The organism is Ruminococcus sp. J1101004sp1_RTP21198st1_B9_RTP21198_201120 (assembly GCF_040924245.1).
GTDB classification, from domain to species: Bacteria; Bacillota; Clostridia; order Lachnospirales; family Lachnospiraceae; genus Blautia_A; species Blautia_A faecis.
This window is the reverse complement of the sequence record NZ_JBCOMI010000001.1, coordinates 139,413-161,737: the sequence shown is the minus strand read 5'-3', so window position 1 is coordinate 161,737 and position 22,325 is coordinate 139,413. Positions and strand designations below refer to the sequence as shown.

Annotated in this window: 13 protein-coding genes; 7 read left to right on the top strand and 6 right to left on the bottom strand. The window is 44.3% G+C overall.

Going from position 1 to position 22,325, the window contains the following annotated elements; all coding sequences use genetic code 11:
• Positions 1-29 precede the first annotated feature (29 nt).
• Positions 30-287, bottom strand: a complete 258-nt coding sequence (locus tag AB5618_RS00690) for a hypothetical protein (RefSeq protein WP_148462016.1) — start codon at positions 285-287, stop codon at positions 30-32.
• A gap of 479 nt (positions 288-766) precedes the next feature.
• Between AB5618_RS00690 and AB5618_RS00685 the strand changes: the two genes are divergently transcribed.
• From AB5618_RS00685 to nrdG, 5 genes are all read left to right on the top strand, one after another.
• Positions 767-1,996, top strand: a complete 1,230-nt coding sequence (locus AB5618_RS00685; RefSeq protein WP_226837204.1) for an ABC transporter substrate-binding protein — start codon at positions 767-769, stop codon at positions 1,994-1,996.
• Positions 1,997-2,245: 249 nt separating this feature from the next.
• Positions 2,246-3,124: a carbohydrate ABC transporter permease gene (locus AB5618_RS00680; RefSeq protein WP_226837207.1), complete on the top strand. Its 879-nt coding sequence runs from the start codon at positions 2,246-2,248 to the stop codon at positions 3,122-3,124.
• Between the two features lies 1 nt (position 3,125).
• The gene (locus tag AB5618_RS00675) at positions 3,126-3,989 is read left to right on the top strand and encodes a carbohydrate ABC transporter permease (RefSeq protein ID WP_313718516.1); all 864 of its coding nucleotides are present in this window, start codon (positions 3,126-3,128) and stop codon (positions 3,987-3,989) included.
• Positions 3,990-4,421: 432 nt separating this feature from the next.
• On the top strand, positions 4,422-6,611 hold the full coding sequence (nrdD, locus tag AB5618_RS00670; protein ID WP_118578071.1) for an anaerobic ribonucleoside-triphosphate reductase: 2,190 nt from the start codon (positions 4,422-4,424) through the stop codon (positions 6,609-6,611).
• Positions 6,612-6,842: 231 nt separating this feature from the next.
• The gene (gene nrdG, locus AB5618_RS00665; protein ID WP_173717772.1) at positions 6,843-7,352 is read left to right on the top strand and encodes an anaerobic ribonucleoside-triphosphate reductase activating protein; all 510 of its coding nucleotides are present in this window, start codon (positions 6,843-6,845) and stop codon (positions 7,350-7,352) included.
• Between the two features lie 112 nt (positions 7,353-7,464).
• Here the strand turns inward: nrdG and AB5618_RS00660 are convergent, their stop codons facing one another.
• On the bottom strand, positions 7,465-12,267 hold the full coding sequence (locus AB5618_RS00660) for a fibronectin type III domain-containing protein (protein ID WP_148462014.1): 4,803 nt from the start codon (positions 12,265-12,267) through the stop codon (positions 7,465-7,467).
• Positions 12,268-12,471: 204 nt separating this feature from the next.
• Entirely contained in the window at positions 12,472-13,518 is a 1,047-nt protein-coding gene (locus AB5618_RS00655; protein WP_148462013.1) for a 5'-3' exonuclease H3TH domain-containing protein, read from the bottom strand.
• Between the two features lie 281 nt (positions 13,519-13,799).
• Here AB5618_RS00655 and AB5618_RS00650 point away from each other — a divergent pair, with 281 nt between their 5' ends.
• Both AB5618_RS00650 and AB5618_RS00645 read left to right on the top strand, forming a co-directional pair.
• Complete coding sequence (locus AB5618_RS00650; RefSeq protein WP_148462012.1) at positions 13,800-14,204, top strand: hypothetical protein; 405 nt, start codon at positions 13,800-13,802, stop codon at positions 14,202-14,204.
• A 13-nt stretch (positions 14,205-14,217) separates the two neighbouring features.
• Positions 14,218-15,474 (top strand): M56 family metallopeptidase, encoded by a 1,257-nt coding sequence (locus AB5618_RS00645; RefSeq protein ID WP_148462011.1) that lies wholly within the window; start codon positions 14,218-14,220, stop codon positions 15,472-15,474.
• Positions 15,475-15,680: 206 nt separating this feature from the next.
• Here AB5618_RS00645 and AB5618_RS00640 read toward each other — a convergent pair whose 3' ends face one another.
• From AB5618_RS00640 to AB5618_RS00630, 3 genes are all read right to left on the bottom strand, one after another.
• Positions 15,681-17,051, bottom strand: a complete 1,371-nt coding sequence (locus AB5618_RS00640; RefSeq protein ID WP_325064514.1) for an MATE family efflux transporter — start codon at positions 17,049-17,051, stop codon at positions 15,681-15,683.
• A gap of 96 nt (positions 17,052-17,147) precedes the next feature.
• Positions 17,148-20,762 (bottom strand): ATP-binding protein, encoded by a 3,615-nt coding sequence (locus AB5618_RS00635; protein WP_368366420.1) that lies wholly within the window; start codon positions 20,760-20,762, stop codon positions 17,148-17,150.
• On the bottom strand, positions 20,759-22,300 hold the full coding sequence (locus tag AB5618_RS00630) for a GGDEF domain-containing protein (protein WP_195391633.1): 1,542 nt from the start codon (positions 22,298-22,300) through the stop codon (positions 20,759-20,761). Before AB5618_RS00630 ends, AB5618_RS00635 begins: the two co-directional genes overlap by 4 nt.
• Between the last annotated feature and the right edge of the window lie 25 nt (positions 22,301-22,325).

The following is a 22,325-nucleotide window of genomic DNA, read 5'->3' as shown; positions in this document are numbered from 1 at the left end:
TTCTGCCAGAGCGTGTCTGAATAGTTCTTTTATTCATCAAAATCGGTCTCAAATACTCCCTCAGGCGTACGCATGGTAAGAACCCCGAGATTAAAATCATCATCCATTACCGTGATATGATACTCAAAGATTACATCATCCTCAAACTTGGACAGCAGAATATAGCTTCCGTTCTCTTTTCCCTCGATCTGGTCGCAGATATCATCATACACATCTGCACCGGAAATCTCACGCGGATAACCGGAAGCTTTGATTTTTTTCTCAATTGCAGCGTATAATTCTTCCATTTTATGTTCTGCAGCAGTGCATGCCATCAGGGCTTACCCTCTCAGTTCTTTTTGACTGCCGCATACTCCTTTCCTGAATTTTTTTCGATTAAATATGATTGTATAATATCCGCCCCTGAAATGTCAAACCACATTTTAACCAAATCCTGGTTATCGTAATTTCTTCGTGAGCAAAGAAATCCTGATTTGTATGATTTCGTACCATACTTCTCGTTTTTTGTATAATTTTTTATAAATTATCTGTTATTTTATTCTACTCTCTACATTTTTTCCATGGCTTTTGTGTTTTTTTGTTTTTTCTTTTGTGTATTTCGTTGTGTTTTTCTTTGTTTTTGATATTTTTCATTGTTTTTTTCACCAATTTCTGTTGACATCTGACTGTTTTTGTTGTATGCTATTTTCTACAGAGAGGCACTCCATTTGGTACAAGGATATATCTATGGAATGCCTCAACTCGTATCTAAAGGGAGGTAATACTTATGAAAATGAAACAGGTTTTAGCAACAGGCGCAGCTTTATCAATGGCCCTCTCCATGACTCCGGTCACCGCATCCGCCGCAGACAAAGTGGACATAAACGTCATTGCTGCACAGTATGGCCAGCAGACTGCTGACTGGTGGGCGAACTTCGTGACAGAATTTAATGAGGCAAACCCGGACATTAACCTGAACGTAGAAGTTGTTTCCTGGAACGACATCTACACCGTAGTAAATACCCGTATCGCCAATGGCGAAGCTCCTGATGTCCTGAATATCGACGTATTCGCAGATTATCAGGCAGATGATCTCCTTCTTCCTATCCAGGACGTTGTTTCTGAAGAGACCTACAGCAAGATGTACGATGCATTCCTTGCACAGTCTGAAGTAGACGGAACTGTATGGGCTATCCCTGATCTTGCATCTGCACGTGCTATGTACTATAACAAAGACATCCTCGATGCAGCAGGCGTAGAAGTTCCTACTACATGGGATGAACTGAAAGCTGCATGTGAAGCTCTTAAGGCTTATGACGACAGCATTTATCCATGGGGTATCGATATGACTACTGACGAAGGTCAGGCAGCATTCGCATACTACACCTGGAACAACGGCGGCGGATTCGTTGACGATGAAGGCAACTGGACACTGAACAGTGAGCAGAACGTTGAAGCAATCCAGTACGCAATCGATCTTGTAAATTCCGGTTACACAAACACCGATCCTGCTAACGATACCCGTTATGATCTGCAGGATATGTTCGGCGCAGGTAAGGTTGCTATGCTCATCGCACCGAACAGCTTACCTACCTACATTGCTACAGGCGGAAATGAAGTAAACTACGGCGTTGCTTCCATTCCTTCCAATACAGGCGAGTCTGTATCTGCAGGTGTTATGGACCGCTTCATGTGCTTCGATAACGACTACTCAGATGATGAGAAAGCTGCTATCTCCACATTCTTTGATTATTTCTATGATGATGCCCGTTATACAGAGTGGGTTGACATGGAGGGATTCCTTCCGGCAACCAAGTCCGGCGGCGAGGCTCTCGCAGCAGCTAACGAAGATATGGCAAGCTGGATTGATATCTTAGACAGCTGTAAATTCTATCCAACAGCGAAAGCAGAATGGGCAGATGTAAAACAGGGCGTTATCAACGTAGAGCAGAATGCTCTTCTTGGCGGCGACGTTCAGGAATTACTGGATGACCTTCAGGCAGAAATCGCTGGCTGATCTTAATCCACTGTTTTTCCCATTACGAGGAAGATAATGGGCCGGACTTACGGGTCCGGTCCATTTTTAAGTTTGCGAAGCAAACGCTACTTCTTGTGCCAGGCACAAGAAGGTTCCACCTTTTTGCGAAGCAAACACTACTTCTTGTATTTGTCACAAGAAGGTTCTGTTTTTCTACGTAACAAACGCCGTTTTCTGTGCTTGTCTGCGCAGCGTCAACGCTATTTTTATAAAAAGAGAGGTATCCCTGTGAAGAAAAAATTCAAAAAAGTGGAACCATATGTATGGATCCTGCCAAGTGTCCTTCTCATGGCAATTTTCATCCTGGTTCCTATTATCTTTGTATTCCGTATGGCCTTAAGCGACGTCAGCAAAGCTGGTCTGATCAAAGGCTTCGCCGGATTGGAAAATTTCCGCAAGGTAACAAACAGCCCTGTTTTTGCCATGGTGCTGAAAAACACCCTTGTGTGGACCGTTGCCGTAGTCGGCATCTCCACACTCCTTGGATTTATCCTTGCGATCCTCCTCAACAATGAATTTAAAGGCCGTAAGCTTGCACGTGCCGTTGTTGTTTTCCCATGGGCCACAACCCTGATCGTTCAGGCAAGTATCTGGAAATTCATCATCGACACAGATTACGGTACCTTAAATACACTGTTGATGAAGCTTGGCATTATTGACCACGCTGTGAACTGGACTCCTACTGCCGGTGCTTATTTCGCCTGGGAAATTGCCTGCGGTATTTTTGTTACCATTCCATTTGTAACCTTTACCGTACTTTCCGGTCTGCAGAGTATTGATGCCAGCTACTATGAGGCAGCAGCCGTAGACGGAGCCAGCTACTGGCAGAAAATGTTCCAGATCACCATCCCGCTGGTACGTCCGAATCTTACCATCAGTACCATCCTGAACATTATCTACGTATTTAACTCTTTTCCGATCATATGGACCATCACCAAGGGTGACCCTGCCAACCGTACCGACACCCTGGTTACCTATCTGTACAAACTGGCCTTCTACAATGGCAAACAGGGACAGGCAGCAGCCGTATCTGTTATCGGCTTCCTGATTCTTCTTTTCTGCGCCAGCCTGTACATGGTTTCCGTACTGAAGAAAGGAGACGAATAATATGGCAAACACCAATGCTTCAGTTAAGAAAAAAAATACCAGAAACACAGTTTTGCGTGTATTGCTCTATGCAGTGATCATCGCCATCTGTCTGATAACTTTATACCCATATTTTGTAACTGTATGTACTGCTCTTAAAAGCCGCGCGGAAATCTTTTCCATGAATGGAACTATTTTCCCTGTTGAGGCCATCTGGTCCAACTTCACAGACGTATGGAAGCTGGCTCCCATGAGCAATTACATGATGAACTCCATTGTGATCGCAGGAGGCTCCACTCTTCTGGCTATGGTCTGCGGTATCCCAGCTGCTTATGCCCTGTCCAGAATGAAATTCAAAGGCCAGACTGCTTTTCTGGGATTTGTTATTGTCTCCCAGATGTTCGCACCGGTTGTACTTCTCATCGGTATCTACAAGGTTATGATGGCGTTCCATCTTACCAACAGCATTATCGGCCTGATCTTTATCAACGCAGCATTTAACCAGGCATTTGCTATCTGGCTGCTCCGCGGTACTTTCCTGAGCATCTCCCCTGAGATGGAGCAGGCTGCCACTATTGACGGCTGTAACCGCGTACATGCCCTTTTAAGGATCCTTCTGCCTGTTGCTGCACCTGGTATCGTTACAGCGCTTATTTTCGTATTTATCAACGCCTGGAACGAATATACAGTGGCACTGACACTGATCTCCACTGATACCTTCAAGCCTCTCACCGTTGGTATCAATATTTTCAATGGTTACAATATGATCGAGTGGCAGTATCTGTTTGCTGCTTCCCTCTATGCAATTGTTCCAGTTGTAATTCTGTTCGTCGGAATTGAAAAAAATCTGGTTGGAGGACTCACTTCTGGTGGTGTCAAGGGTTGATTTTTATTTTTTTCCAAGTATAATAGAGGAAGATGCGGACGCGAGAAAGGGTTGCCCAGGGCAGCCCTTTGTTCATGCCCCGTAACTATTCAGAAGGCAGTATTCCGCCAGGTGTTTTTGTGAACATTGTTCACAGCTGCGGCGCGAAATCATACAAAACATGTTACTGGTCATCCAGTAACTGTTTTATTGTGTACGGTAAAATTTCACATACGGAATAACCCCGATGATTCCGCACATTTCAGGAACTCTATACCGGAGATCACCGAATGATTCTTCTGTCCTGCTGACGAAAATTCAGCACATTTCACAGATTTTTAAAATCAATGGTTTTGACCTTGACTTTTCTGTAGAATACTGTAATATTGATAGTGCACAACATCTAGTATGCAATTAAAGATTTAAACACAATATATGGAGGGATTTGAAAGAATGAGTACTGAGGTCAATGCAAACGTCATTAAACGAAATGGCGTGGAAGTTATTTTTGATAAGGCGAAGATCATCAACGCCGTTGAAAAAGCGAATGAGGAGGTTTCTAAGCTTCACAGGCTGAGTCATTACCAGATCACAGCGCTTGCTGATATGATTGCCACCCGTGCCCTTGAATCCTCCCACGCTGTCAATGTGGAAGATATTCAGGATATGGTAGAGACCGGCATTATGGAGATGCGCGGTTATGAGGTTGCACAGAAGTATGTGCGCTATCGCTACAAGAGAGAGCTTACCCGCAAGTCCAATACCACAGACGACAGCATCCTTGCTCTTCTTGACCAGATTAATGAGAATGCCAAGCAGGAGAACTCCAATAAGAACCCTACTATTAACTCTACCCAGCGTGATTACATGGCAGGCGAGGTCAGCAAGGACCTGACCATGCGTGTTCTTCTTCCTGAGGAGATCGTAAAGGCTCACGACGAGGGAATCATTCATTTCCATGATTCCGATTACTACGCACAGCGTGAGCATAACTGTGACCTGATCAATCTGCAGGATATGCTCCAGAACGGCACGGTTATCAGCCAGACACTGATTGAGAAGCCTCACAGCTTCTTTACCGCATGTAACGTTACCACACAGATCGTCGCACAGGTAGCCAGCAATCAGTACGGCGGACAGTCCTTCTCTCTCGCCCATCTGGCTCCTTTTGTAGACATCAGCCGCCAGAAGATCCGTAACAAGGTAATCGAGGAACGTAAGGCTTGCGGTGAGCCTCTTGATGATGAGATCATCCAGAAGGTATCGGAACGCAGACTGAAGGATGAGATCCAGAGTGGTATCCAGACGATCCAGTACCAGCTGATCACTCTTATGACCTGTAACGGACAGGCACCATTTGTAACGATTTTCATGTATCTTGATGAAGTTCCGGAGGGACGCACCCGTGATGACCTTGCACTGATCATCGAGGAAGTTATGAAGCAGCGTATGCAGGGTGTTAAGAACGAGCGCGGTGCGTGGATCACACCTGCATTCCCGAAGCTGATCTATGTGCTGGATGAGGATAACATCCACGAGGATTCCAAATATTGGTACCTCACAGAGCTTGCAGCGAAATGTACTGCCAAGCGTATGGTTCCGGATTACATCTCAGCCAAGATCATGCGCCAGTTAAAAAACGGCAATGTTTACACCTGCATGGGATGCCGTTCCTTCCTTACCGTTGAGGAGAAACAGAAGAACCCGGACGGTTCCTACAAGTTCTACGGTCGTTTTAACCAGGGTGTTGTTACCATTAACCTTGTAGATGTAGCCTGCTCCTCAGACGGCGATTTTGATAAGTTCTGGGAGATTCTGGAGGAGCGCCTGGAGCTTTGCCACAGAGCACTCCGCTGCAGACATGAGCGTCTTCTTGGCACAGTTTCCGATGTTGCCCCGATCCTGTGGCAGTATGGTGCTCTTGCACGGCTTAAGAAGGGTGAGACCATTGACAAGCTTCTTTATGACGGCTATTCTACGATCTCACTTGGATATGCAGGTCTCCATGAGATGTGCATGAGAATGTACGGAAAGCCTCATACAGACCCTGAGGTTCGTCCGTTTGCGCTGAAGGTTATGCAGCGCCTCAATGACAAATGTGCCCAGTGGAAGGCAGCTGAGAACATCAGCTACTCTGTATATGGCACTCCGATGGAATCCACCACATACAAGTTTTCCAAATGTCTCCAGAAGCGTTTTGGCATCATTCCAGGAGTTACGGATAAGAATTATATTACAAACAGCTATCACGTTCACGTTACTGAGGAGATCGACGCATTCTCCAAGCTGAAATTCGAGTCTGAATTCCAGAAGCTTTCTCCAGGAGGAGCCATCAGCTACGTGGAAGTTCCGAATATGAAGCAGAATATTCCGGCAGTTCTCTCTGTTATGAAGTTTATCTATGATAACATCATGTATGCAGAGCTGAATACCAAGAGTGATTTCTGTGATGTCTGCGGATATGACGGAGAGATCCAGATCAAAGAAGACGAGAACGGCAAGCTGATCTGGGAATGCCCGAACTGCGGTAACCGCAATCAGGACAAGATGAGCGTTGCCAGAAGAACCTGCGGATACATCGGTACCCAGTTCTGGAACCAGGGACGTACCCAGGAGATCAAGGATCGTGTATTACATCTGTAATAAGTAATGGTTCCCGGGTTTTCTGTGAACTACGTTTACAGAACCTTATATAACGTTACCACTGAACATAACACTCCGGACAGTTTTCTGAATTTCATAATTTTGATTTCTGTCCGGATTTTTTTGCATAATGGTATTTTACTATGAAAGTCCTGAATCGTGTTTGAAAAAGGCTTTCTGCAAGATGTGTGCATTTGATTATCAAGCACAGGAGGAAAAGAGGAATCAGTTATGAACTACGGAAACATTAAATCCTACGACATTGCAGACGGCACAGGCGTGCGTGTAAGCCTGTTCGTATCTGGTTGCAGGCACCACTGTAAGGGCTGTTTTAACGCACCTACGTGGGATTTTAACTACGGTAAGCCATTTACCCGGGAGACACAGGATAAGATTCTGGAGCTGCTTGCTCCGTCTTATATAGAGGGCTTCTCCCTACTCGGCGGCGAGCCATTCGAGCCAGAGAATCAGCCTGTTCTGGCAGAGCTTCTGGAAGAGATCAGGCGTACCTTTCCGGATAAATCCATCTGGTGTTACAGTGGATATCTTTTTGACAAAGATATGGTTCCCGGAGGTAAGATCTACACTCCTTTTACAGACCGGATGCTTTCCTGCATCGACGTTCTGGTAGACGGAGAGTTTATTCAGGAATTGAAAAACCTCTCCCTTCAGTTCAGAGGGAGCAGCAATCAGCGAATTCTGCATTTAAAAGATGGTAAGCTTATTAAAGAAGGCCTGTGATACGGGTCTTCTTTTCTTATATCTGCATTCAAATAGTTGCATAAGTTTTTACATCTGGGTAATCGAAAATCCCCCTCCTGTCTAACAGGAGGGGGATTTTATTACACTTTATTTATTTTGCTTTCGCATATTTTGGTGTGCTGTAAGAAGAATAGATTGGAACACCTGCTTCGTTGTTTCCAACGGCGCGTACTTTGTAATAATACTTGGTTCCAGCTTTCTTGGAGCTCTTGTCAACATATTTCACTTTGGAGCCTTTTGTAATAGTTCCTACCAGTTTGTATCCGGAACCTTTCTTAGTGGAACGGTATACCTGATATCCGGTAGCTCCTGTTACTTTCTTCCAGCTGACAGTAATCTTGCCCTTTGTTGCTTTCGCTTTTGGACTGGTTGGCTTCGCGATCTTTGCTGTGGAAACTATAGCACTTGCAGATTTGCTTGCACCACTTGTATATGTTTCATCAGCAGAATCTTTGTACTCATAGGACTTACCATTCTTGTAAGCAATTACATAATAGTAATATTTTACTCCTGCTTTCGGTCCTTTGTACTCTGTGCTTGTTGCACCATTATAGGTGTACTTGATCTCGCGATCTGTAATAGTCGTTTCCTTCAGTTCACTAACGAATTTGTATCCGCTGACTGTTGTGGAATCAGCAACATAATTCGGGACAGTTGCACTGGAACCGTAACTATAGCTGTAAGAATTGCTGTCTTTGTTATATCTGTTCCAGGAAGAGGTGGTTCTGTATACACGATAGTAATCAGCACCTGCTACCGGATTCCATGTTACAGTAATACTTCCATCTGCTTTGTTTGCAACAGCTTTTACATTGCCAGGAGTTGCTAAAACAGGATTAACTGTTGCTCTGATTTCATTGCTGTATTCCTGTCCTCTGTATGCACGTACACGATAGGTTGTTTCCGTATCTGCTGCCGGGAATGTAATGGAAGATGTGGAAGCTTTCAGTGTCTTATAGGTTTCCCATGCACCAGTCTCTTCATTTCTCTTCTCAACCAGATAACCCTTTCCTGCATATACCGGCTGCCAGCTTAACTTCATCTTACCGTTTGCATAAGAAATTCTGTTAACGGTAGTCATCTCGAAGCTAAGATTTGCATATACACCTTCATCAATGTAATACTTGCTGTTTCCTACAGTCTTGTATGCTCTTACAAGATAGTAATAATCCATACCGCTCTGAAGCTTCTTGTCTGTATAACTGGAAGCCTTTGCACTTGTAGTCTTGATCAGTTTATACTTAGCAAAATTGTTGGTCATGCCAGCTGCTACAGTATCTCCAATAGAAGATCCTTCACATCTGTAAATCTCATATCCCTTAGCACCTTTGATCTTGGTCCAGGACAGTTTTACAGAAGTTGTGCTCTTAGGTGTTGCTTTCAGCTTCAGCGCACCGCCCCAGGTAGTAACCTTATTATAAGCCCATGCTCCATAAGTGGTCTTGCCTGTTTCGGAATCATAATAATATGGTCTTACTCTGTAAGTATAGGTAGTATCTGCTTTCAGTTTGGTATTCTTATAAACGCTGTCTGTAGTTTTGGCAATTGTTTTATATTTCTTGCCATTCTTTCTCTGGATCTGATAGCCGGTAAGCCAGCTTTCTGATCCGCTTTCAGCGCTCATCTTTAAGGTAACGGTCTTAGCTGTGATAACATTTGTTACAGATATATTCGGCATACCAGCGTTAAATGATGCTGTATTTGTGTATGCACTGTATTTCTGTGCAAGTGTAGCTGCCTTATCATTTTTTACACGGGCACGCACATAATAGGTCTTGCCTGGTGTAAGTGATTCAAAGTAAAGTGTTGCCTTATTATTCTCACCAGAAATACAATCTGTAACCTTGTAATCATTTACAAATTCAGGTGATTCGGAATACCAGAATTCTACATCTTCTTCTTTTCTTACAGTTCCGTCATAGGAGAATACATAACCATCCGGTGTTTTCTCAACCAGCTTCAGGTTGCTGATCGCTGAAGTGGCTTTGGAGACATTGACAGCTACTACATTGGAAGGAGTACCGTATTTCTTGTTTCCGCTCTTGTCTTTTACATAAGCGACAACTCTTACATAGGTTGCTCCTTCTTTTAATAAGGATTTTCTCAATGTAAGTGCATCATCATCCTCATAGTACTCATCTTCATCTTCATCATAGTAACCACTGGAAGAAGCTGTTACCCAGTCCTCTTCGGAAGGCTGTGCCTTATCAGTGTACTGGAGCTCATAAGAGTCGCCATCTTCCAGAACAGCATCAAAACGGAATTCGAAGCTGTTTTCAGATTCTTTATACATCTCTAAGCCAGTCACATTCTTAGGTGCCTTTTCTGCATCTGTAGTGAAGGAGACTGCTGCAGGTTTCAGTTTTGCAACCTCTTCCTCTTCCGGTCTGTCTGCACTGCTCACTGCACGAACATAATAGGTTTTTCCTGCTTCCAGATTACTGTTGTTTTTACTGATCTTCAGTTTCGCAGAACCAGCTGAGCCATCATAATAGAAGCTGCTCCAGTCACTTGCCATAGTTGCAGTAGTAAATTCTGTGCCTGTTGCAATCTGATACCATACGCTGTTTAAATCAACCTTTGCACTGTATGTGAAATAATAGTACTCATCGTCAGCTTTTACATACTGAAGATCTGTGATCGGCTGAAGAGCATCTACTGTAAATGCAGCGGACGGTGCTGACCAGTCGCCTTCTACGGTCTTTGTGACTTTCTTTCCGTCTGTATCAACGGTATAAGTGCGTACTGCACGTACCTGGAAGGTATAGGATTCTCCAGGAGCCATTGCCTTGATCGGATCGCCCTTCTCATCTCTTACACGGTCAAATGAAACCTTAGGATCTGTTGTATATGTATACAAATCTTCATCTTTAAGCTCTGACAGGGAAACACTTGGGAAATTACCGCGTCCGACGCTGTAGTAGGTCTTATCAACAGTTCCGTCATCCTTCAGAGAAGCTGAGCTCACGTATTCACGGCCGGCAGAATCTTTTACAAGGATTTCATAGCGGTTTACATTGTCAAGTGCGTTCCAACGCAAGGTTGGCTCACTATCCTCTGTGTTTACATTTACACCGGAAACAGCTGCAGGCTTCTCACTGGTACCTGCATCTGAAGCGGTTACTTTGTATGCAAATGCATTGGACCAGTCTCCGTATACTTCCTTACCATCCTCTCCGATCTTAACGGCACGAACAGAAAGATTATAGGTCTTTCCGTCTTCAAATGCATAAACAGGCTGACCGGTAGCCGGGTAAATAACAGGTTCCAGAACTCCGTCTACGCTTGTATAAGTTCTATAATCAGACTCATCAAAGGAATATCTGGTGCCGCTTACTCTGGTATACCTGCCACTCTTCCGATCGGATGCCAGCGACTCAAAGTACTCACGTCCAGCTTCGTCTGTGATCTTAATCTCATAGCTGTCTGCATTCTTATCCGGATTCCAGCTGAGAACATAAGAAGAAGCTGTTACACCGGAGATTTTCTTCAGGCTTGTATCTACAGCTTTATAAGTTACTGTATAAGCGTCAGACCATTCACCTTCCTGCTTCTTGTTTGCACCATTCTCATATCTGTAATTAATTCCGCGGACACGGATGGTATAGGTTTTACCTCTTTCAAATTTGAACTCTCCGTAGGTTCTTCCTAAATAGAAGTTTGGATAGGAATAATTGGAATCTGTTGTAAAGGCAACTTTTCCATCTACTTCAACTTCGTACTGGGATACATATGTATTCTGGATACGGTTCCAGCTTACATATTCATATTCATCGTTGTATTTGAAATTACCGGTCTTCTCTGGTACAAGACTGCCGCTGTCGTCTGCTTCTACAACCAGCTCATTGGACCAGTCGCCTACCTTCTTCTCGTCGCCGGAGCCTGTATATGCACGGACTTTAACGGTATATTTCTTGCCTTTCTGGAAAGCACCGATATATTTTCCGTCTGCATCAGAAGCGACTTCATAAAGACCTGTGGTGTCGTTCTTTTTAAGCAGATAACCGTAATTCTCATAGAAATTGAGCCAGTTACCTGAAGTAGTTACATAGGAGGGTTCCTTTGCTCCATATGCATAAGAATAATATTCATTTCCAGCTTCATCCTTAATGGAAACCTCGAGGTTCTGGTTCTCGCCGGATACCTGAATCTGATTCTTTCTTTCAGCTGCATAAATTGTCACACTCTTCGGTTCAGCGACCTTCTTTGAGTAGGTATAATCTACAACGTCAGACCATTCACCATATGCAACAGTTCCATCTGCGCTGTTACGGTTTACGGCGCGAACGGAAACCTTGTATGTCTTGCCATTCTCAAGACCTGCAATATATCCGTCTTTACCATCTGGTTTGTATACAAGGTTTCCTTCTGCGTCAACCTTGAACGGCTGCATGGTAAGACTTGTAAGATTATAGCTTAAGTTGACTGTGGACGGATAACCAGTCTCTGGCTCGCTTGCATTATAATTGTAGCGGTAAGTATACTCTCCGTCTGTTACACGGATCTGGTATTCATCTGCCTTCTGGTCCGCATACCAGGTAAGAACATTCTTATCCTCCTCATCAAATGCAACATGTCCGATCTTGCCAGGTGCCTCTGCATCAAAAGCAGCAACCTCATCGGTGCTTCCGCTCTCTTCTGCGTCTGCAACTGCCTCGCTGTCACCGAAGCCATCCTCTGTAACAGCTGCCACTGCGGCTTCATCTCCGAAGCCATCTGCCTCTACAGCAGCTTCCTCTGTGGTGTCCGCTTCCGCTGCCGGAGACTCAGATACGAAATCTCCTCCATCTGTAAAATCTGACGCCAGAAGTGGTGTCGGTGCAGAAGTTGCGGTCATTGCCGCTGCAATTGCAATGGCAACAGACTTATTGAGTGTTTTCAAATCTTTCTTCATACATTTCCCTCCATGAATTAAATTTATTGAAATTGATCAATAAGTAGTATGGGAAAATTATAGCGTATTACTCCGTTTTAGGCAAGTGTTTTGTGAAAAATTTATGTATTTTTTGTGTAAATAAACACACATTACCCCACCCATTTGTATTTTTCTGATATTTTCTCTTTTTTCTGACAATTAAGTGTTTTCTTTATTTTTTGACTATTTTAGTGTTTTTTCATATTCCGTCAAAATACTGTTCATTTCGTAGCGTTTTAACTGTCTGATCAGTTCTTCTGCATTAATATGAAGCCGCATATCTTCCAGGCTTTCTTTTATCTCAATGTCACGTTTCATAGTTGCCAGCTGTTCGCTTAAGTATACCATCTCTTTATTTGTTTTCAGTGCTTTCAGAGGGCTTCTGCCTATTCCAAGGTTTTCTTTCCAGAAAGTATTCAGTTCCTTTTCTTTCTTTGCCACGTCTTCGCAGTCCTCAATTGCTTCATAGATCGCGTCCAGGGTTTTATATTCTGCTACAAGCGGCGCTGCTGCTGAGGAAACGCCCTTACAGCCTGGAATTCCATCGCCTGGATCTCCGGTGATCGCCAGAAGCACAGGAATCTGTTCCGGATATACCCCTTCCTCAGAACAGACAATTTCCGGTGTATATTCAAATACATTAGAAGGGAGTTCCTCGTAAGCTTCTTTTCCAAACAGGCCATATGCATCCTTTAAGTTCTCCAGCTTATCCTTCGTAACAACACGCCACATGCGGGTATATTCGCTTACCAGCTGAAAATAATCGTGATCCTTGGTAAGCACATAAGTCTGCAGATCCGGGCCCTGGAATTTCTCCACAAGAGATGCCGCATAATCGTCAGCCTCGTAGTCCTGACTCATAAATACCGGACAGCCAATTGCTTTCAGGAACTCTTCCATCTGGACAAACTGTTCTTTTAAGGGCTGGGCAGTCTCCTTACGATTGGCCTTATAAAAATCGGCACCAAGCTGGGTGCGGCGGAAGGTATCTCTTGTCATATCAAAGGTAAATGCCACGTATTCCGGCTTTACTTTCTTATAGACAGCCAGAAGGGAGCGAAGCATGGTGAACATGGCATTTGTATATTTTCCATCGGAGGTGTGCAGGATTTCCGGATAGTGTCTCTCTTTTTCCTCGTCTGTCTTTGCGAAAAGGATAGATTTGGGAAGATTTCCGTAATAGGATGTGGACAGCATGGAGGAGCCGTCGATGATCAGAAATTTTGGCATGATTGTTCTCCTTCTATGATTATTTGGCAGCTTCCTAACAAAGTGTTGGTTTTTACACACTGTCAGGAAGTGTCTTTTCAAGATCTGATATGATATCAGACCTGTAATTTCTCTCAATTTCTCTGTAAGTATACCATAAATTTATCTTATCTGAAAAATTCCCAAAAATTTTTTCAGATTTCGTGTTATTTCTTTCTCTGGTTTTCGTATATATAGTGAAGGGAGCAGAAAACAAAATTATTTCTGAATTCCCGCTTCTACGTAGAATGAGGAGGTACTCAATGAAAAAAATAATTTTAACCTTATCCGGCGTTCTTTTTGTGATCGTCACCGGATGCTCGCTGCTGATCTGCATGATGAACGGAATTCCGAATTTGGATCAGCCGGCTGCTGCCTTTTACCTGGCGAAAGCAATTCTGTTATCCTTTAGCCTTCCTCTGATAACCTTAGGTCTCTTCGTACACTGTTTGCAGCTTAGACGAAAGCTTGATAAGAAGAACCTGTTGTTCCGGAATGCGATGAAGGAGCTGATAAAAAATCGCCAGACCAGCTGCAGGGATTCTGGAGATTCTGATTTCCAGAGCTTTAAAAATTCACTTACCTGTCTGTTCTGTGCCTTTGCCGAAGATTCCGATCTCAGCGAAGAGGATCAGAAGGACTTGCTGGATTTTATTGACAAATTTTAAGTGAGGGACTTGCATGCTTTTAATCTGTATGAGCATAGCAGGAACAGTGCCACTGATCATCTGTCTCCTGCTATTGCTTCTCCAAAGGAAAAAATTTTCATACCGGCTTGGCCGGAACCTGGTGTTTCTGAGTCTGGTGGGGTATTTGATACCGTTTCAGGTGGTTAAATATCTGATGCCCGAGGATTTGTTAAGAGAAACGGATTCTCTTATGAACATTTCCTACTTTATCAATTTTGATGACAAAGAAGCAATTTCTTACAACGGAATTTCACTCTGGATGTCCGACTGGATTCTTATGGTTGGATTATGCTGGCTGTTTCTTGTAAGCGGTTTCAGCATTTATGAAATCATTAAGTATCACCGGCTCACGCGAAAGCTGAAAAGAATTACTGAGACGAGAAATTGTTTCTTACCTGGAATTGGAGATGTACAATATCGCATTTCTCCTCTTATTGGTTCTCCATATACTATAGGTTTCCTGAAACCTTTCATTGTCGCACCGGAGAGCCTTGATAATTCCAGATTGTCAGAAATGATCATGCGGCATGAATATTCACACCTGCGCCGTCATGACTCAGCTGTAAAGCTGCTCTGCCTGTTAGCCATTTGCCTTCATTTTTATAACCCGTTAACATTGCTTACGCTTCTGCTTTACACCAGCTTTTCCGAAAACATTGCAGATCAAGCCGCCACCGAAGGTTTCACCACGGAGGAGAGAAAAGCCTACGCAGTCGCTCTCGTGAATCTTTCCGCAAGAAACAGACAGGTTCCTGTAGTCTGGAAAAACAACTTATTGGGGGCCAAACATACAATGAAAAGGAGAGTGGAATTTATTATGATGAAGAATAGGAAAGCCAGTAAAATTGGTACTGCTGCTGCAATATTGGCATCTGTGTTTTTGAGTGGGACTACAGTGTTTGGGTATGCGCCGATGCAGACGGTACAAATCACTGACAACACACCAATCACTGAAGAATATATGGCGTTTAAGGATTCTGAAACACAAGATGAATCCTTTAATACTACCAGTCTTCATTTTGAAACCAACAATCATGAAGTAATTCCGGTTTCTGAATCAGATTTAGAAACTCGAGCACTTATATGTACTCACAATTTTAAATCCGGTTATGTAGATAGACATTATTCTCAAAGCAATGGAGGATGTATCGTAAAAACCTACACAGCTAAAATTTGCACTAAATGTAATCATCTTGTTGTTTTAGACTACGTAAGCACAACAACTTACGCCAAATGCCCACACAAATAATCGCCTGCACTAACTTTAATGGGAGGAAGTTAGCCCAGCCGAATTATTGAATCATTCACACTTACCCAATTATGTCATTTTCCATTATTATCTTTCGTGAAGCTCAGAGGGAACGGAAGCTAAAAACGAGCCAGGGAAGCGTTTCGCTTTCCCTGGCTCTTACCCGTTTCAGAAACATATTATAACATTTCTCTTCTTTCTTTCCATCACGCCGCTTTCCCGGTACCCTTCAGCTGTCCATGCACCGTCCGTCTCACAAACACAAAGCAGACCACCTGCAGCACAATGGTAATGAACCAGGATGCCGGATAGGAAATAAACAAGGTGTACAGGCTTCTGTGCTGTGGGAATATCCAGAAGATCCACACAATTCTGGTACCAACCGTACCGATAATAGAAAGGATCATAGGCACACCGGAATGTCCCATTCCCCGGAGAGCGCCAGGAAAAAGATCCATGATTCCACATAAGAAATAAGGCACTGTGGTGATGGAAAGAATCTCCACACCACATCGGATAACCTCCGGATCCTCTGTGTAAACCTTCAGGATTTCACCGCCACACATATAAGATCCGCATCCCAGCACAAGGGCGATCACAAAGGACAGGATTCCGCAGTCCAGCAGCACTCTGTCCATACGTTTATATTTTCCAACACCATAATTCTGGCTGGTAAAGCTCATACAGGCCTGGGTGACCGCATTTACAGACGCATACAAAAATCCCAGAATATTATTCGCCGCCGTATAACCAGCCATAGCAGTGGAACCAAAGGAATTTACAGAAGACTGCAAAAGCGCATTGGAAATATTAATAACCGTACTCTGCACTCCTGCCGGTATTCCCACCTGGAAAATCTGTACCAGATAAAATTTCTTCATGCACAATCTGGAAAACCGGAGCTGATAACTGCTGTCCGTCATATACAGACAGCGGAGAACCAGAATACAAGAAATCAGCTGGGAAATAATGGTCGCAATGGCAACACCTGCAACACCCAGATGAAACACGATCACCAGAATCATATTCAGCACCGCGTTGGTCACACCTGCCACAACTAGGAACATCAGCGGACGCTTGGTATCCCCTACCGCACGCAGAATAGCTGCACCATAGTTATAAAGCATAAAAAACGGCATTCCCAGGAAATAAATCCTCATATACAAAGTGGACTGGTCAATCACATCCGCAGGCGTTCCCATAACCTCCAGTGCCCATCTTGAAAAAACAAGTCCTACAGCAGCCATCGCCACACCACTGACCAAAGCCAGTGTAACAGACGTATGTACCGTTTCCGACATCTCCTTCGCCTTACCTGCCGCATAGAACCTGGCAGCCAGTACATTAGCTCCCAGTGAAACACCAATAAAAAGATTGGTAAACACATTGATCAAAGCGGTAGTAGAACCAACTGCTGCCAGGGCCTGGCTGCCGGAAAACCGTCCCACCACAATAATATCCACAGCATTGAACATCAGCTGCAGAATTCCGGAAACCATCAGCGGAATGGCAAAAGAAACCAGCTTGTCCATAATGGTTCCGTTACACATATCTATTTCGTACTTATTCTTACTCAACTCTATCGCTCCCTCATCCATATGCCAGCACCACCGGAAGCCCCTTCCGGTCTGCTGCCAGAGTATATAAAAAGCTCTGGCAGGTACTGGCTCACATCATCCTTTCTGTCCTCGAAGCCATTTTTCAAGGACAGAATAAATCACATTCATGTCAATTGGCTTAGTCACATAATCACTCATTCCACACTCTGCTGCCCGGCTCTCATCCTCCTGGAACACATTTGCAGTCATGGCGATCACCGGAATAGTTTTCCAGTAGTCGCTCTCTCCTGCGCGAATATTTGCCGTGGCCTCATAACCATTCATCACCGGCATCTGAATATCCATAAAGATCAGTTCATAATAATTCTCCGGCCTGATTCCAAGAAGCTTGATCGCCTCCTGTCCATTCTCTGCCACATCCACGATCAGACCGGATTCGGACAAAAGCTCGTAAGCAATCTCCCGGTTCAGCTCATTGTCCTCCACCAGCATGATCCTGCGTCCCTTCAAAAAGCCCGGATCTTTTTCCTTCTCTTCACCAGCCTCTGCTGCCAGTAGGGCCTGGTCAGCCTCCTTCTCTTCTTCCACAAGCTTCAGATCCAGCCGCACAAGAAAAGTCGTACCTTTCCCCTGAATGCTCTTTACCTCAATACTTCCACCCATCTGCGAAATGATGGACTTGGCTATAGAAAGTCCCAGTCCTGTTCCCTGGGTAGCATTTGTCATACTGTTGTCCTCGCGGGAAAAAGGCTCAAACAGCTTCTCCTGAAATTCTTCCGACATGCCGATTCCATTATCCTGCACCACAAAAGAATAGCTTGCTTTGCCCTCTGCAAAGCTATTGCCCTGGGTTACTTTTACCTGCACACATCCATGCTCAGGCGTATACTTTACTCCATTTGAAATCAGATTGATCAGAACCTGCCTGAGTCTTACCGGATCTGCCAGCACATGATCATCCCGGATTTCTTCTATATCCATATCAAAAATCTGGTGTTTGTCAACAGCTGCCTGACGGCATACTCCATCCACAATTTTCATGGTTTTGCTCAGGTACAGTGGTTCCTCATGAAGCATCGTATCCCCACTCTCAATTTTCGACATATCCAGAACCTCATTGATCAGCTCCAGAAGGTGTCTGGAAGAATCGTCGATCTTCTGAAGACAATCCAGAATACGCGCAGGATCGTTCAGATGATTCATGGCGATCTGGGTCATACCAAGTATTCCATTCATAGGAGTGCGAATGTCATGGGACATACTGCTGAGGAAAATGCTTTTTGCCTTGTTTGCCTCTTCTGCAGACTGATATGCCTCCTTCAGACTGTTCATCAGCTGTTCATTTCTGCTGTGGCTTTCCTGAACATCTGTCGCGATCACAGTCATCATGCCAGGCATAACATTTTCCTCGTCCAGGCAGATAAACTGGAACCGCACCCAGCGGTAAGCATCTTTTGCCCGGATCCGGGCTTCACACTCATAGCTGCCCTCCTGCTCCAGAAATATGCGGGAAAGCTCTGACAGTCTGATTTTCAGCCGTACTTTTTCCCAATCACCCGGTTCACAGTTTGGCGCCAGATATTCTTTCAGGAAGTCTCCGTAATAACCGTCCGGAATCTTTTTATCCAGAAGTCTCTGGTTTCCGCGGTAGTATACCTTGTATTCGCCAGACATCATATCCACATACAAAATGATCAGAGAATTCCTTGCCAGTGCTCCAAGAAGCTGACGGCTCTCGTTTCCGCTTTTGTGAAGGAAATCGAGAATCGTATCTCCCTCTTCATCACTTTGCTTCCGGCTGCTGGCTTCCCAGTTTTCAATATCTGTGAACAGCCTGCTTTCTTCTATTTCATTTTGATCTACTGCCTTGCCATATACCGAATAACAAGTACGGATGCGTCCCGCTCCCAGCAGATATCTGAGATCTCCCTGCAGTTCTTTATCCTCTTCCAGAAGCTCCACCAGCTCCGGACAATAAACAGAACCTTTTCCCCAGGAAAACTCCTCCGCTACTTGTTCCAGCTTCTTGGCATTCTTATAGCTTCGTCCCACAAAGTCAGTGGCTGCATCCAGACAATCGCTGATATGCAGTATTTCAATAAGGAAACGCACATTTGACCTGGTATTGTCAAAATCTGCCGGATATCCTATTTTTCCATCCCAGGATTTGTGATGTCCCAGAACAGCATCCCGATATTTGCAAAGAGCCGGAATCTCCTCTACGAATTTAGCCCCCTCACAGGGATGGCTGAGAATATCATTCTTTTCCCTTTGTGTCAGCTGCCGTGACTGCTTGTTCACAATAGAGGCAAGTCTGATCATTCCAATATCCAGAAGCTGTGCAGACTGGGAAACATAGTCCAGAATGGTCTCCTGATTTTCCAGCACTTCCACCACGTTCTCATAACCAAAGGTTCCAATCAGAAGCTCCGGCCGCTTTTTCATCACTACATTCAGAATTCGCCTGGCAATCTGCTCCACCATTGCACTGTGCATGGCAGTGCCCTCATCCCGGCTTACCATGATCTGCATAAGAACCAGGGTGTTTATTTCATCTCCGGTAATATATTTCAACACATCCCTGAGAGAACGCCATACTACATCATTTACAAAGGTATCGTTTTCTGTCCTGGACAGCCTGCGAATAGCATGCACATAATTGGATACACAAAAATCACGGAGATCTGGTGCTCCGTGATATTCATCCGCATATTTCTCCAACAATTCCAAAATCGTCGGCAAATGGTTAATCGCAACCTGAAAATAGCGGCTGTCAGAAAAAGGCACTCCCTCCTGGCTGTCCAGATCGTCATGCTCCATACTGTGTTCACAGAATTTCCGGTAATCCTCCAGAAGCTCTGTGCAGGTTATCTTACCCTGATAGAACAGACAGGACTTATAATTACAGTATATTTCATCCAGCATTTCGTAGGGCTCCGGATTCTTCTCAAGCTCACGCTGATAATATTCTTCCAGAACCCGGGATGCTCTGGAAAGAAGCTCCGGATCAATCTCCCTCACGGTAAATCTCAGGACTGAATTTCCAAGAAGATCATAATTCAGTTCTTCGATCAGTTCATCAAAATCAAACCGCTCTCCGTCTAATTCCCGGACTTTCTCATCATTATAAAATTCCATTGCCTCATCAATGTACTGCAAAAGCTCCTTGGCCGTGTCCAGATTAAAGTTCATCAACACTATCGGAAAATTATAATAAGAAAAAAGGATTCGCTTCCTTACGTCAAAATCCTCGATTTCAAAATATCTGGAAGAAAGTGCCCGCAGTCTGTCAAAATACATGGCTCCTTTCTTTCCATCTTCATCACTGAAGGGACGGTTATAAAAATTTCCCAGAAGATTCAGGGTCCAGATATAAGAGTCCAGATCATCACTTTTCTGAAAATATCCATCCAGAAGCTCCAGAATTTCCAGCATGGCAAGGTTATCCTCATAGCCCTCCTCATCGGCCATGCGGATCTGATGCAGAAATTCTCTTGCCAGTTCCTCGTTCAGCTCCGCCTCTCCGTCAAGGAAGGGGCGGATATACAGATTCAGAAGTGCCTCATTTTCAATGTAAAGCCGGCGCATCATTCTGGATTTGTTCTTCAGATTTTCGATCCACGCCTCCTGGTCTTCTGCCTTCAGCAGATTCTCCTGAATCTGATCTTCCGTCTTCAGATTTTCTTTGTATTTGGTGTAAAAATGAATAATATTTTCCCGCGTGATCATTCCGCCGCACCTCTTTTGGAAATACGCTCATGATTCCGGCTCTTGCACTGATACATTCTTTGATCCGCTTCCTTCACCAAATCTGCGATTTTTCCCTTTTTTTCCTCAAATGCCACAATGCCATAGGAAAAGCTGATGTTGCGGATTTCTCCGTTAATATCAAAATGGATCGGGCTCTTTTCCAGAATTTCGTTTAGCCGTTCCTGTATCTGCTCCGGCTCCAGTGCAGACAAAATAAGGAACTCATCTCCTGCATACCGGTACAGAAGATCCTGCCTGTCCATAGCACACTTCATATTCTCTGCAAAACACACCAGGTAACGGTCTCCGTTTTCATGGCCATAGCAGTCATTGATCAGCTTCAGATAATCCAGGTCAATAAATACAAGGCTGCCCTTCTTATGATTCTTCATAAAGCGCTTGCTGTTGTGGTCAAAAGCCGCACGGTTCAGACAGCCGGTAAGGGCATCCCTCTCCATGGACGTTTTCAGGCGTTCAATCCGAAGCTCCTCCCTGGTAAGGAGACGTACCATCTGGTCATAATTCTCCTTCTCCTGCTCCAGAGCCTCCAGATACATTCTCTCGAATTCCGGTATCTGTCTCCGAAGCTCTTCCCGGTCACTTCTGCATGCAGCAGTGCGCATAAGCTTGTAAACCGGGCAGAAGCTTCCGCTGAAATTCCGGGCATTTTTAATGTAGTTGCCAATACGTATAATGTCGTCCCAGCGTTCTTCCTCCGCCATTACCTGAAGGAACTCTCCGAAATAGCAGACGCAGAAGCTTAAGGTATCCCTGGCACCCTCCCCGGCTTCCATTTTCTTCATATAATTGTTAAATTCTTCCGCAATGACCGCCTTGTCTTTTTGCTGGTAAAGGCGAAGATACAAGTCCGTAAATTCCTTCTGAAGCAGGAAAAAGGCTCTGCCATCTTCAGGAATCTCCCGTTCCGTAAGAATCGCCTGCATGTCCACTGACGCCTGCTCTGCACCTGCAACATCTCCCATTCCCAGCTTCACGTAAACCTTGCTGTCATAATAGACCAGCTCATTTAAAGTATCCGAATTCCAGAAATCCACACTGCTGTCACAGGGATCCAGTCTGGAAATATCCATCATTTTCTCCAGATAAAAATCCGCCTCAAAAAACAGTCCACAGTCTGAAAAAGCGGCTACGATAGTGTTATAAACGGATTTCAGAGGGGATCTTAAGGTAAATCCGGAATTGGCATATTTCAGGCCATATTCCACAATCTTCGGGGGAAAACCAAGGCAGAAATAAAGTCTTACCAGGGCAAGATAAAGTCTGGATTTCTCCTTGGAACGCTCCATGTGAACTCCGGCCTCCCGGCAGATTTCGATCAGAGAATAAGCATATTCCCGAAAATTATAGGCAAAAATCCCATAACTTATATAATAGATTTCTTCTGTATAAACAATAAAATCCGATATCTGCTTCAGCTCCTCCACACAGCGTGCCACATCCTCTTTTGTCCAGGTTCCTGTTTTTACTTTATTTTTTATTTCTTCAACTGTATACATACAAGTTTTATTCTCCTGCTTATTA

Excerpts from the sequence above, each read along its gene's own strand:
- AB5618_RS00685 (WP_226837204.1), top strand. The coding sequence starts at position 767 with ATGAAAATGAAACAGGTTTTAGCAACAGGCGCAGCTTTATCAATGGCC.
- AB5618_RS00660 (WP_148462014.1), bottom strand. The coding sequence starts at position 12,267 with ATGAAGAAAGATTTGAAAACACTCAATAAGTCTGTTGCCATTGCAATT.
- AB5618_RS00645 (WP_148462011.1), top strand. The coding sequence starts at position 14,218 with ATGCTTTTAATCTGTATGAGCATAGCAGGAACAGTGCCACTGATCATC.
- AB5618_RS00690 (WP_148462016.1), bottom strand. The coding sequence starts at position 287 with ATGGAAGAATTATACGCTGCAATTGAGAAAAAAATCAAAGCTTCCGGT.
- AB5618_RS00675 (WP_313718516.1), top strand. The coding sequence starts at position 3,126 with ATGGCAAACACCAATGCTTCAGTTAAGAAAAAAAATACCAGAAACACA.
- nrdD (WP_118578071.1), top strand. The coding sequence starts at position 4,422 with ATGAGTACTGAGGTCAATGCAAACGTCATTAAACGAAATGGCGTGGAA.
- AB5618_RS00635 (WP_368366420.1), bottom strand. The coding sequence starts at position 20,762 with ATGATCACGCGGGAAAATATTATTCATTTTTACACCAAATACAAAGAA.
- nrdG (WP_173717772.1), top strand. The coding sequence starts at position 6,843 with ATGAACTACGGAAACATTAAATCCTACGACATTGCAGACGGCACAGGC.
- AB5618_RS00630 (WP_195391633.1), bottom strand. The coding sequence starts at position 22,300 with ATGTATACAGTTGAAGAAATAAAAAATAAAGTAAAAACAGGAACCTGG.
- AB5618_RS00655 (WP_148462013.1), bottom strand. The coding sequence starts at position 13,518 with ATGCCAAAATTTCTGATCATCGACGGCTCCTCCATGCTGTCCACATCC.
- AB5618_RS00650 (WP_148462012.1), top strand. The coding sequence starts at position 13,800 with ATGAAAAAAATAATTTTAACCTTATCCGGCGTTCTTTTTGTGATCGTC.